Source organism: Pseudoduganella sp. RAF53_2, from assembly GCF_052113985.1.
In the GTDB taxonomy this organism is placed as follows: domain Bacteria; phylum Pseudomonadota; class Gammaproteobacteria; order Burkholderiales; family Burkholderiaceae_D; genus Rugamonas.
Genome location: NZ_JBFRDW010000096.1, coordinates 1 through 12482, shown reverse-complemented (window position 1 = coordinate 12482; position 12482 = coordinate 1). Strand labels below are relative to the sequence as shown.

At 60.1% G+C, this 12482-nt stretch carries 12 protein-coding genes; 4 read left to right on the top strand and 8 right to left on the bottom strand.

Annotated features, from left to right (window positions below; genetic code table 11):
* A partial coding sequence (locus AB4Z11_RS08290; RefSeq protein WP_442024290.1) for an ATP-binding protein occupies positions 1-456 on the top strand: 456 nt, incomplete at its 5' end.
* Here the strand turns inward: AB4Z11_RS08290 and AB4Z11_RS08285 are convergent.
* From AB4Z11_RS08285 to AB4Z11_RS08275, 3 genes are all read right to left on the bottom strand, one after another.
* Positions 425-1495 carry a hypothetical protein gene (locus AB4Z11_RS08285; RefSeq protein WP_442024288.1) on the bottom strand — a complete coding sequence of 357 codons (1071 nt, stop codon included), beginning with the start codon at positions 1493-1495 and terminating at the stop codon, positions 425-427. The genes AB4Z11_RS08290 and AB4Z11_RS08285 overlap by 32 nt on opposite strands.
* 70 nt (positions 1496-1565) lie before the next feature.
* Positions 1566-1931: a hypothetical protein gene (locus tag AB4Z11_RS08280; protein WP_442024286.1), complete on the bottom strand. Its 366-nt coding sequence runs from the start codon at positions 1929-1931 to the stop codon at positions 1566-1568.
* 36 nt (positions 1932-1967) lie between these two features.
* Positions 1968-2378 carry a hypothetical protein gene (locus AB4Z11_RS08275; RefSeq protein WP_442024284.1) on the bottom strand — a complete coding sequence of 137 codons (411 nt, stop codon included), beginning with the start codon at positions 2376-2378 and terminating at the stop codon, positions 1968-1970.
* Between the two features lie 231 nt (positions 2379-2609).
* On the opposite strand from AB4Z11_RS08275, the gene AB4Z11_RS08270 reads away from it, so the two are divergent.
* Together AB4Z11_RS08270 and AB4Z11_RS08265 are read left to right on the top strand one after the other, a co-directional pair.
* On the top strand, positions 2610-5321 hold the full coding sequence (locus AB4Z11_RS08270; RefSeq protein ID WP_442024282.1) for a 2-oxoglutarate dehydrogenase E1 component: 2712 nt from the start codon (positions 2610-2612) through the stop codon (positions 5319-5321).
* Positions 5318-5821 (top strand): hypothetical protein, encoded by a 504-nt coding sequence (locus tag AB4Z11_RS08265; RefSeq protein ID WP_442024280.1) that lies wholly within the window; start codon positions 5318-5320, stop codon positions 5819-5821. The genes AB4Z11_RS08270 and AB4Z11_RS08265 overlap by 4 nt, the downstream gene beginning before the upstream one ends.
* Here the strand turns inward: AB4Z11_RS08265 and AB4Z11_RS08260 are convergent.
* The 5 genes from AB4Z11_RS08260 to AB4Z11_RS08240 all read right to left on the bottom strand — a co-directional run bounded on the left by AB4Z11_RS08260 (position 5752) and on the right by AB4Z11_RS08240 (position 11944).
* A complete protein-coding gene (locus AB4Z11_RS08260; RefSeq protein ID WP_442024278.1) occupies positions 5752-6774 on the bottom strand; it encodes a GlxA family transcriptional regulator in 1023 nt (340 codons plus the stop codon). The genes AB4Z11_RS08265 and AB4Z11_RS08260 overlap by 70 nt on opposite strands.
* Positions 6775-6822: 48 nt before the next feature.
* Positions 6823-8352: an MFS transporter gene (locus tag AB4Z11_RS08255; RefSeq protein ID WP_442024276.1), complete on the bottom strand. Its 1530-nt coding sequence runs from the start codon at positions 8350-8352 to the stop codon at positions 6823-6825.
* Position 8353: 1 nt separating this feature from the next.
* The gene (locus tag AB4Z11_RS08250) at positions 8354-9502 is read right to left on the bottom strand and encodes an HlyD family efflux transporter periplasmic adaptor subunit (protein ID WP_442024274.1); all 1149 of its coding nucleotides are present in this window, start codon (positions 9500-9502) and stop codon (positions 8354-8356) included.
* The gene (locus AB4Z11_RS08245) at positions 9495-10922 is read right to left on the bottom strand and encodes an efflux transporter outer membrane subunit (protein WP_442024272.1); all 1428 of its coding nucleotides are present in this window, start codon (positions 10920-10922) and stop codon (positions 9495-9497) included. The genes AB4Z11_RS08250 and AB4Z11_RS08245 overlap by 8 nt, the downstream gene beginning before the upstream one ends.
* An 86-nt stretch (positions 10923-11008) precedes the next feature.
* Positions 11009-11944: a LysR family transcriptional regulator gene (locus AB4Z11_RS08240; RefSeq protein WP_442024270.1), complete on the bottom strand. Its 936-nt coding sequence runs from the start codon at positions 11942-11944 to the stop codon at positions 11009-11011.
* Positions 11945-12077: 133 nt separating this feature from the next.
* On the opposite strand from AB4Z11_RS08240, the gene AB4Z11_RS08235 reads away from it, so the two are divergent.
* The coding region (locus AB4Z11_RS08235; protein ID WP_442024268.1) for an MFS transporter at positions 12078-12482 on the top strand (405 nt) is incomplete at its 3' end.

The following is a 12482-nucleotide window of genomic DNA, read 5'->3' as shown; positions in this document are numbered from 1 at the left end:
GTGCAGCGCCAGGTACTCGACGCGACGGCTGAACTTGAGCGCATCCGCGACTACTTTGAAGGACTGGCCGAAGAAGCGGGCGTCATCCTGACCATCACCCCCGGTAACGTGTGCATCGATGCCGATCCTATCCTGTTCCAGCGCGCCGTGGGCAATCTGGTGTCCAACGCGATTCAGCATACACCTCCCGGCGGCGCCATCCGACTGGCCGCAAGCGACACGGCGCTTGGCCCACAGATCGCTGTCGAAAATTCCGGCCCCGGCATCGCACCGGAACATATGGCGCATATTTTCGACCGCTACTACCGCGCCAACCCGGCGCGTTCCACCGGCACCGCATCGGCCGGACTGGGGCTGGCGATTGTGCGCGCCATCATGGAACTGCATGGCGGCGATGTCTCCGCCTTCAGCGTTCCCAATCTGACTACCCTCGTCCGCCTGCAATTCGTCCGCTAGCTTCTTCCGGCGTAAAGTCATGCGGCAAATGGCCACCCAGCTGGTCTTCCCGTTCGAGAATCTGGCGATTCCGTGCAGCCAGCTGTCCAGCCCCCAGTGAAGGCACGCGCTTCGCATCGACCTCAAAGTTCACAGCTTTGCGGATACTATCGAACTCGCGATGCTGCAATGCCCGGCTGCGCGTCGCGATTGACAGCTGCGCAATACTGGCGGGATGCAGCTCCCTGCTAAAGCGCGCAAAGCCACGGTAGCGGAAGCCCTCGTCGATCAGCGAGTCGCTGTGCTGAATGAGCGCGTCCGTTACGGCATGCAGCAGGGCCGCCTGTTTCCGCGTGCGCAGCACCACCGTCAGCATCAGCTGCTCGATGCCGTAACGCGTATGTTCGTCTTTTGGGCGCGATGGTGCACCGAATTTCAGATCGAGGACCACATCGCCGTTGGCGCGCAAGGCCGCGTCGTGCACCAGAATTTCACGGCCTGCGAATTGCATGCCAATCAGCCAGTGCTGAAATGGCTTTTCGGCGTCGGCGCGATGCACCAGCTCCGGATAGCGCGCCATCAGCGGCAGATCAAGGTGGGTACTGAACGGCGTCCCAGTTTTGCCACTGCTCGCGTCACGCACGGTGAACAGTTCCCGCACTTCATGCTCACAAGCCTTCTTCACCGCCAGCAGCGCCGTCTGAATCACTTCCGAGGTCGGCGTGTAGCTTTCGATGCGCCATTTGCGCCCATACACCAGGCGGCGCGGACGCTCGACCGAGTGATCGTAGTTGTCAGGACCAAGCACGCCGACTTGCAGGTACAGGCCATTTTCGTCATGGCCGCAAAACAGAACGATGTCTTCCATCGGTTCGATGTCATGCAGGATCTCGGATAGCGAATCAACGGTCTGCTGGTACGTCAAATAATGCTGGGGTATCCATCGTTTGCCGTTATCCAGCTCGACGCAGGGAGCGAGCGGCATCGGCTTCTCACTCTGCCCCAGCTGCGCCAGCACGCTTTCACCGTTTTTAGCAGAATGAATGTCGTGGATACTCATGCTCGCCCCCTATAACCCGTTACATTGATGTTTACAGGTTACTATGGATTATCAGCGCWGTAAAGCGGTGTCAGACCAATTTCACGGGGATGGCAGCACCAGCGATCTTTTCCATGTCTCCTCGCTCAACGAACTCCTCGCCCTCAAGTAGTACCTCCACAATATTGAAGCCTTCGCCTCTGCAGGTCTGGCTCTGCGCAATCTGATAGGCCAGCGTGGCCGCCTCAATCACCGTTCTAGGAATGCCTTCGTGACCAATGGGATTGAATGCTTCGCTGCCGGGCGCGGCATAATTCAGCTCAACATGGGCGATTTTCGTGCTGGACGCATTCGGTTGCGGCATCAGCACAGTGCGGACGCGCATGCCATTTGCAAGACGGAAGTCCAGTTTTTGCAGCGGCAGCAGCGTGGTGAGCGGATAAGTGTTCTTGGCCATTGGGCCTCCAAAAATAAAAGTAAAACGGTGGCTTCCTCAATCAGGCGGAACCCGGCCGGTAAAAAAGGCGTACAGAGTGCGTACGCAAAGTCCAGCGATTGAAACCGTGGCAAGCAGCAGCAATAGCGCTGCGGTCAGGCGCAGTCTTGGACCTGAAATTTCGCCCGCGTAGATCTGTGCAGCATTCGCCAGCACCGCCAGCGGCAAGGCGACGAGCCACCAGACCATCGCCAATGGCCCCGCGACTTCGGAATGCTCCATCGCCTTCGCGCCATATGACAGGACCATCACAACAAACAGCAGCATTGCAATTACAGCGATGCCATGGGCCATCAGGACGCTGGCCCCATGGTCTTCGCTGGCCCGGCGCCAGGCCAGCGCCAGTGCCCCCATGGCCATGACGCATCCGGGCAGAAGCTGTATCGGCTTGGCTTGAGCAGGTTCCATGATCGGCTCCGCAGTGTTGGTGAATTGATTTTGCACCAGCGGAAGCGCGATGTAAGGGGCCTGTCCCTAAAGGCGCGCGACTTGTCCCAAAACGAATGATCGGTCCGGACCTGTCCCGAAATCCACTCCGTTTGGCGCATAAGCGGCACAGTTGCGAATTTCCTTTCGGGACGCCGAATTCCATACTGGATTCATCAGAGGGCGATTTCACGCCCGGTAAAGGAAAACATCATGTTGAAGAAAATGCGAAAGACGTCGTTTCTCTTTGGAGAAAACGTCCCCTACATCGAAGAGCTGTACGAGGCCTATCTGGAAGACGCAGCTTCCGTGTCGAAGGAATGGCACGACTACTTCGCGGCACTCCAGACAGCGCCCGCTGCCGACAACAGCAACGTTGATGCTTTAACACTCGCGAGGAGACAAGTCGCAGTGCAGTACCTGATTGCGGCATACCGCATGGTGGGCAGCAGGCAAGCAGACCTGGACCCACTGCGCTGGAGCCCTGTCGCTCCAGTCGCTGAACTGAACCCCGGCCTGTATGGCATTGGACAGGCTGACATGAACGCCACCGTCAGCACCGAAGGCACTTATCTTTCGGACGCAGAATTCCTGCCGCTGAAAGAAATGGTCGCGGCACTCAATGAAACTTATTGCGGCACATTAGGCGCGGAATTCATGTACCTGGCCGACGCTGGCCAGCGCCAGTGGTGGCAGATGCGGCTTGAGTCGAGCCGCTCGAAGCCAAGCCTCACCGCAGACCATCGTAGGCATATCCTGCAGCGGCTGATCGCCGCGGAAGGCCTGGAGAAGTATCTGCACAACCGCTACGTCGGGCAAAAGCGCTTCTCGCTGGAAGGAGGCGATTCGCTGATTGTGCTGCTGGATGAATTGATACGCCACGGCGCGGCAAACGGCATCAAGAGCGTCATTCTGGGCATGGCACATCGCGGCCGCCTGAATGTACTGGTCAACACCGTCGGCAAGCCGCCCCAATCCCTGTTCGACGAATTCGATGGCAAGACCGCGCGCCTGCTGCCAGCGGGCGACGTGAAGTACCACAAAGGATTCAGCGGCGTCAGTCAAACGGAACACGGCAATGTCGACGTCACCCTCGCTTTCAACCCGTCCCACCTGGAGATCGTCAATCCGGTCGTACAAGGCATGGCGCGTGCTCATGCCGAGCAAATGGGCGTACTTGTCGAAGGTGGCGTGCTGCCGGTCGAGATTCATGGCGACGCGGCGATGTCCGGCCAGGGCATCGTGATGGAGACGATGAACCTGAGCTACACCAAAGGCCATGGCACCAGCGGCACCATTCATATCGTGGTGAACAACCAGATCGGCTTCACCACTTCCGATCCTGCCGAAACCCGCTCCAGCTTTTACTGCACCGATATTGCAAAGCTGATTGAAGCGCCCGTCCTGCACGTCAACGCGGACGATCCCGAGGCCGTGGTGGAGGCAGTACAACTGGCGATCGAATACCGCATGGCCTTCAAGCGTAGCGTGGTCATTGACCTGGTCTGCTTCCGCCGCCATGGTCACCAGGAGCAGGACACGCCCCACATCACCCAGCCTATGATGTACCGCTCCATCGCATCTCATCCCGGCGCGGCCGCCATCTACGCGCAAAAGCTGGTGGCCGAGCAAGTCGTGACGTCGGAGGACGTAACGCAGTTCGCCAATGAATACCGGGAATATCTGGCCCGCGCCAACGTACCTGTTTCACACTCCGAGCCCAACGCCGAAAAGTCACGCGCCATTCCCGCAGAACTGGCCATCGACGATATCCGCTCGATCGCGCAGCGTCTGACCTACGTTCCCAAAACAACCACGCTGCACCCGCTGGTCGCCAAGGTGATCGCCAGCCGCCGTGAGATGGCTGAAGGCGTGAGGCCTCTGGACTGGGGCATGGGCGAGCATATGGCCTTCGCCACACTGCTGGCTCAGGGCGTCAATGTCCGCCTGAGCGGGCAGGATAGCGAACGCGGTACATTCAGCCACCGGCACGCTGTGCTGAACGACCAGCGCCGCGAAGACCGGCGCGACGGCAAGTACACTCCGCTGTATCACGTCGCCCCAAACCAGGGCGCATTCACTGTCAATAATTCCATTCTGTCCGAAGCTGCGGTGCTGGCTTTTGAATACGGCTATTCCAGCGTCCGCAGCGATTCGCTCGTCATCTGGGAAGCGCAGTTTGGCGACTTCGCCAACGGCGGCCAGGTCGTGATCGACAATTTCATTTCCGCCGCTGCGGCCAAATGGGGCCAGCAAAACGGATTGACCCTGTTCCTGCCGCACGGCCAGGAAGGCGCAGGACCTGAACACGCCTCGGCGCGGCTCGAACGCTATCTCCAGCTGTGCGCCCAGGAGAACATCCAGGTTTGCCARCCGACCACGCCCGCCCAGCTCTACCATCTTCTGCGTCGCCAGGCTTCATTAGTCGATCGCAAACCACTGATCGTTATGACGCCCAAGTCGCTGCYGCGCCACGCGGAGGCGGTCAGCACACTGGAAGATCTGGCGCATGGCCAGTTCAGGGAAGTGCTGGGCGATGCTCAGCCGGCTGCGGACATCCGAAAAGTCATCATCAGCTCCGGCAAAGTGTATTTCGACTTGCTTGAACACCGCCGCACGCAGCAGAGCGCCGGCGTCGCGCTTATCCGCCTGGAACAGCTCTATCCCTTCCCTGCTGCTGCACTGAAGGCGGAACTGGCCCGCTACAGCAATGTCGAGGAAATCGTCTGGGCCCAGGAAGAGCCGCGCAATCAAGGCGCTTGGAAGGCAATCGAAGAAGATCTGCGCGCCGTCACGCCAGCCACGGCGACGCTGCGCGACTCCTGCCGTGAGGCCAGCGCGTCGACAGCGCCAGGCTATATGTCGCTACATCTGGAACAACAGGCACGTGTCGTACACAACGCCTTCGAGGGGAGCAAATCATGAACGCCGCAAAAAACGACATCAACCGACTGCTTGGTGATTTCATGAATCTTTATGAAATGTGGCAGGAACAACCCGCCGCGTTTCGATGGGAGGATTTGCAATCCCTCGCAGCCGAGGCAGCGCAAGCCTATAACGAAGGCAAGGGTCCATCGTTTCACGTACTCGTCTTCGACGGCTATGCGCATGGAGAGTTCCACGAACGGCTGCTGGGATATCTGATTGCCGCCGGCTTCGATCCATTCAAGACTGTGCGCACAGCGCCGGAGGCCAGCTATGTCGCGGTGTTCGGGCATGACGGGCTGGCGATGGCGTCCATAGAGAATCCCGTGTCGGCGCGTATGCGGGATTCGCTCTATGCCATCGCACGGGAGAGATTCGGCGAGAGTTCAACGATGGACGCCGAAGCGTTGCGCCGCATCGTGCTGTTCTGCTACGAGTCCATCCCCAAAGATGTGCTTTCAAGGATCGCACCGGAATTCGTATCGTCCGTCCCGTTATAAGCAACGCGGAAGCGCTCCCGGTAATCCTTGGGAGAGCTTCCTATCTGGCGCAGGAAGATCATGCGCATCTGTGTCGCGCTATTGAACCCGCAGCGGAAGGCCACAGTCTTCAACGGTACATCGGTTTCTTCCAGCAGCTTGCGGGCAAAATCGATCCGTACCTGATCCACAAAAACCGAAGGAGTTACGTTCGCGTGCTTGGCAAAGGCGCGCGAAAAAGTACGTCTGCTGACGCCAACCGCATCGGCGATATCTTCGATAGTCAAGGGATCGCTGATATGGTCAGTCACATATTTCAGCACCTTGGCGACCAGCGAGTCCTCATCCGGGCCGACAGCAAGATAAGGACTGTACTGCGATTGCCCGCCATCGCGGCGGATATAAACGATCAGCCGTTTAGCAACACGCACTGCAATCTCATGTCCCCAGTCCTCTGCCAGCAGCGCCAGGCACAAATCAATGCCCGCCGTAACGCCGCCGCAGGTGAACAGGTTCCCGTCCCGCACATAAATCTTGTCGGGTCYTACCTTCGATGTGGGGAATTGCTGGGAAAGCCGGTCAGCATGATCCCAATGCGTGGTGATTTCGCGCCCGGCCAGCAAGCCGGCATGGCCAAGCAGGAAGACACCGTTGCATACGGCGCCAAAGCGGCTCGCATGACGGGCGCGCTCGCCCAGCCACTCGGCGAGTTCAGGTTCGGGACGGTATTCCGGATAGCGCGGACCGCCCGCAACCAGCAGCAGTTCGCTCTCGGCGTGAAAATTCCGGTAGTCGTAATGCACCTTGAATTCAACGCCGCTGGAGCACATCACGCTGCCCGGCTTCTCGCCGACCAGCGTGATTTCGTATTGATCTTTCTTCGGCAGGAAAAGATTCGCCTCCGCGAAGACGTCCATTGGACCTGCAAGATCCAGTGCCTGGACGCCATCGAGTACCACCAAAGTCAGTTTCATTGAATTGTTCCTCAATCCATAAGGACATTCTATCCCATGCTGAGTATCTTATTTCAGGATGCGCTGAGCCATCATGACTGTTGCACCCAGCAGCCCAAGACCGACCAGGAAGCCAAAGAAATCCAGGCTGGACAGCAGGACAGCCTGCTGACTGACTTGCTGCACCAGCGTCGCCGTCGCCGCCTGCGCAGCCTGCGCGCCGTAACTGGCGGAGAACTGCTCACCCAGTTGGCCCGCCACGCCGTTGAAGACCGCATCGCCGGGAGAGAAGCGCTCAACCAGCGCTGACAGGTGCGCGCTGCTGCGCCATTGCAGGAACAGTGCGGCGCCAGCTGCACCGAGCGACACGCCAAACTGAGACATCATATTCTTCAGTTGCTGGCCGTTCGCGAACGCCACTTCATCGCCCATCAGGTCCATGAAGGAATGCAAGGCCGTCGTCACCATCACCGGCGTGATAAACGCACCGAAGACTGCGATGCCGGGCCACACATCAGTCCACAGGTTCGCCTCAGGATTCAGGCGCACCAGCAATAGGCTGGACAACGTCAGGAAAGCAAAGCCGGTCACGTAGAACTTCTTGGCCGACTGATTCCGCTTCAAGACCATGGCCATGATGGCGAACGTTGGCACCGCCGCAATCAAGCCGGCAGTCTGCACTTTGCCGCTTACTTCCCATGAAAAGCCAAGGCCGCCCTGCATCAGCACTGGGAACATATAATTGTTCGCCCCCAAAACCATGTAGCCAAGCGTGAAGGTCGCAATGCCGGCCACATAGCGAGGAATCATCAGGCGTTTCAGCACCAGCAGTGGATGCTCATGCCTGTGCTGATGCAAACCGAAATACAGCAGGCCGCCAATGCCGGCGATCAGCATCAGCAGCAGAACAGGTCCCCGCGAGAAAAAGTCATACGGCGCGCGCAGCAAAGCGTAAAGAGTCAGGAATGTCCCAGCCATCATCACCAGCACAGTCAATGGGTGGCCATGGCTGCGCTTCTCCACCGGCACGATATCGGCGGGCAGCGCAAGCGTACCAAGCGCGCCTGCAATTGCGGCCAGAACGGCCAGCAGTACGAATATCCAGGATGCGTCGCCATGCGACACTGCCAACGAGGCTACCCAGGGCGCCAGGCCATTACCTACCGTGAGCGAGCCAGCGAAAGCCAGGATTCCGCGAAAGCGCCGCGGGCTTGGCGGAATCAGATTGACGGTCACGCGGGCCGCGGTCAGGAACTGCCCGCCGCCCAGTCCCATTACTGCACGACCGGCCAGAAATACCGCAAAAGCGCTACTGTTGGCGCAAATCGCCGCGCCAGCGATATACACCGCTACCGACATTTGCAGAAAGCCGCGCCAGCCCATGCGCTCGACCAGCCAGCGCTGGTGCGAGAGCGATGCGATGGCAAATACGGCATACACCACGGTCGCCAGCGTGAACTCCTCAGGCGAGCCTGCGGCCTGGCCGAAGATTGGGCCAGCAGCGAAAGTGATCATGCCGACCTGCAGGAACTCAAGCCCACACAGCATGAAGATGGTCGCCAGCAGCAAGCCCTCGCGCGGATATTTGGGCGGGCTCATTTCAGTTCACCTTGGCCAGCTCATTGCTGCCACCAAGATTGGCGGCGACGATGCGTTCGACCAGCTGGTCAGCCTGTTCCAGCTCATTCTTGAACACGTCGGTCCGGTAAACACCGCGATTGGCCGCCGTGTTCATTGCCACCGCGCCGCTACGATCGCCCGTATCGACCACTACGTGCATGGATAGGCCAAGCTTCAAGGGATGTGCCGCCAGTTCTTTCTGATCGAGCGCGATACGGATCGRCACACGCTGCACGACCTTGATCCAGTTGCCCGTGGCATTCTGTGCCGGCAGCAGTGCGAGCGCACTGCCGGTGCCGGCATCCTGCCCGATCACACGCCCGGAGTAATGCACCGTCTTGCCATACACATCGGCCGACAGCGTAACAGGCTGGCCAATGCGGATATCGCGCAACTGCGATTCCTTGAAGTTCGCGTTCACCCACATTTGATCGGGCGGCACAATGGCCATCAAGGCTGCGCCTGCGTTGACGCGCTGCCCCAGCTGCACATTTCGCTTGGTGACCAGGCCGGACACCGGCGCACGCAAGGTAGTGCGTACCGAAGCGACATAAGCCTCGCGCAGCTGCGACACGGCAGCCTGCACATCAGGATGGCTGGTGACGCTGGTCTGATCCACCAGTGCGCCGGCACCGGCCTGCTGCTGTTCCGCCACGCTCAGTGCTGCACGCGCGGCCTTGACGGCATCTTCCGCGTGATGAATGTCCTCACCCGAAATCGCGCCGCTTTCGGCCAGGTCACGGCGGCGGGCCAGGTCGGCTTCTGCGCGCGACAAATCCGCCGCCCTCAGCGTAACATTGGCGCGGAACTGGCTGGCGTTGGAAAACTGCACACGGACCTGGCGTACGGCACGCGACAACTGCGCTTCCGCGCGCGCCAGCGCAAGCTCGGCATCGACTTCATTCAGCTGTACCAGCACCTGGCCGGCTTTGACGTAATCGGTGTTATCGGCGCCGATCTGCGTCACGCTGCCGGAGACCTGCGGCGTCAATTGCACTACATTGCCATCGACGTAAGCATCTTCGGTCACTTGCTGGCCGGTGGGCGCGAGCATGGTCCATGCGGTGCCGGCGGCGCCCACCAGCAGCGCAGCTGCGACGATCGTCTGCGTTTTGGAAAACTTATTCATTGGCGTATCCCCCACCGAGCGCGCGCGCCAGCTGCATATCGAGCTCGAATCCGCGCGTATCGAGGTCGATCTGGGAGCGCTGCTGGGACAGCACCTGGATTTGCGTCGCCAGCACCTGCAGATAACTGCCGACACCTGAGCGATAGCGATTCATGGCCAGACCATACGCTTGCTGAGCGGTGTCCAGCGCTTCGTCCTGCAACGCGCTGCGCTCGGCCAGCGAATGGATGGACACCAGCTGGCTCGAGACATCACGCAGCGCATCGATCAGCGTCTGGTTATACGCCTCAACCGCCACATCGTAGTCGGCATCGCGCAAGGCCAGATTGCCGCGCAAGCGTCCGCCGTCGAAGATCGGCAGGTTCAACCCCGCCCCTGCGCTGGCAATCCCGCTGCCGCCCTGCAGGAAGTGGCTGAAACCCAGGCTTTGCAGCCCGATCAGGCCGTTCAGGTTGATGGTCGGGTAAAACTGCGCCTTTGCTACATCAATATCCTTGCTCAGCGATTCAACCCGCCAGCGCTGCGCCACGACGTCCGGCCGGCGCGCCAGCAGTTCGCTCGGCAACAGGCTGGGAACCGCAGCCGGACGCGCCACCTTGAGCTGCGGCCGTACAATGCTGGCGCCGCGATCCGGCCCCGCCCCCATCAACGCGGCCAGCTGAGTGCGCACCAGCGCAATCGACTCATCGGTCGCCGCGATATCACCCTTCGCCACCGGAATTGCCAACTGCGCCTGTTTCAAGTCCGCTTGCGAATCGATTTTTGCTGCGACGCGCTTCCCGGTCAGGTCCAGCACCTGTTGGCGCTGTTGCAGGACTTGCTCGCCCAGATCGCGCTGTGCATAGAACTGCGACAGTTTCAGATAAGTCTGCGCGATGCCGACCGTCAGCAGCAAGCGTGCTGCCTCGGCTTCCACTTCGGCAGCCTTTTGACGCCCTACTGCCGCATCCAGCGCGGCCTGATTCTTGCCCCAGAAGTCCAGCTCGTAGGAAAAGTTCAAGCTTGCTTCGTTACTCCATTTCCAGGAACCGGCCAAAGGTTTTGGAACATTGCTGTTCTCACTAAACGCCACCCGGTTGCTGCGTGCAGCGCCAGTCACCTGCGGCGACAACGCCGAGCCGGTGATCTCGGCGATTGCCGCGGCCTGGCGTACACGGGCTTCCGCCGCGCGCATGGTCGGGCTACCGGCCAGGGCCTCGCCGATCAACTGGTCGAGTTGCTTGTCACTGTAGCGATGCCACCAGTCGCGCGCCGGCCACGCTGCCTGCGATACTTCCGCGTGCGCCAGCGTCGCCCGCGCCTGCAGCTGGTTTGCATCGGTCATTCGCGACTGCGGCTTCAGCCCGCCGTCGCTGGCGCAGCCCGCCGCCAGTGCGGCGGCGCCGGCAAGGACAGCGATACGTAAAACGTGCGTACTCATAATGAGTCCTCCTGATTTTTGGATAGACCCAGTATCGGTTACCGCACACGCAAAAGGAATTCCGGCCTGCTGCGGCAGGTGGACAATCAGGATCGTTTTTGGGACAAGGCTGTGACGTCGGACAGTTCTTGCGCCATACGCGCACGCAAACGCGGCGCGACAAAATCAAAGAAGGCACGCAATTTCAGCGGCAGCGGCGCCTGCCCTTTATGCACAAGGCTGATCGGTAACGGTGCGGCTTCGAATTCCTCGAGCACCACGCAGAGCGCCTTATCGCGTATGGCCTGCGCCACCTGATAGGACAGCACACGCACCACGCCCACACCAAGCTTGGCGGCATCAATGGCCGCTTCCGCCGTATTGACTGAAAGCCTTGAATGTACCGGCACCCACTGCTCCGACTTGCCGCCGCCAAACGACCAGGCGCGCTTGGACTCCAGCACCTCAAAACTGACACAGTTATGCGTGGACAAATCTACAGGCTTGTACGGAACGCCATGTCTGGCCAGGTATTCCGGGCTGGCGCAGACCACGCGGCGTACGGCGCCCACACCGGTCGCCATCAGTGCGCTGTCGGGCAATTCGCCGATGCGCACTGCCACGTCTATTTGCTCATCCATCATGTGCACGACGCGGTCCGTCAGCATCAGGTTCACATCAATCTCGGGATACTGAGCCAGGAATTCGGCAACGACAGGCACCACATGCAAGCGCCCGAACACCACTGATGCCGTTACATCAAGCTTGCCTCGGGGAGCAGCATATTCGCCGGTCGCCGTGCGTTCGGCCTCGCCCACGTCTTCAAGGATGCGGCGGCAGGCGGCGACGTAGGAAACACCCGCTTCCGTGAGCGAGAGCTGCCGCGTTGTCCGGTGCAGCAGGCGCGTCTTCAGATGCGTTTCCAGTTCACTGACCTTGCGGCTGACATTCGCCAGCGGCATGTCGAGGCGGCGCGCCGCGGCAGAAAGACTGCCTGCGTCGACTACCGCAACAAGGATGGACATTGATTCGAGGCGATCCATCGGGCTCTATCAAATTATGGAAGGTTGATTCTCAATCTTATGGGATTCTCTTTGTACGTGCAAGGACCTAAGCTTCAGACCAAGCCAACAACCGCGCTAAAGCGGCCAACGTCCGATACGAAAGGAAAAGCACGTGAGCAAGCTGCCCACATCAACGATTAGTCCAACTGCCCCGGCGCTGGCGTCGCGCGGCAAGATCCTCATGATGGCCGGCGTTGCCGGTGCCGTGATCACCAATATCTACAGCACCCAGCCGATTCTTCCATTGATCGCTTCGGACTTGCGCGTCGGCCTGACGCAGGTTGATCTGGTGGCCGGCGCTGCCTTGCTTGGTTTCTCGACAGGCCTGGCCCTGCTGCTGCCGCTTGGCGACCGCTTCGACCGGCGCAAGCTGGTGCTGGGTCAAATCGTGCTGGCATTCGTGTTCGCCGCAGCCGCGGCGTTTGCGCCAGGCATCTGGGCACTGATCGCGGCATCCTTCGCGCTTGGCATCGTCAGCTGCGTGCCCCAGCAACTGGTGCCTTTTGCGGCCGTGATG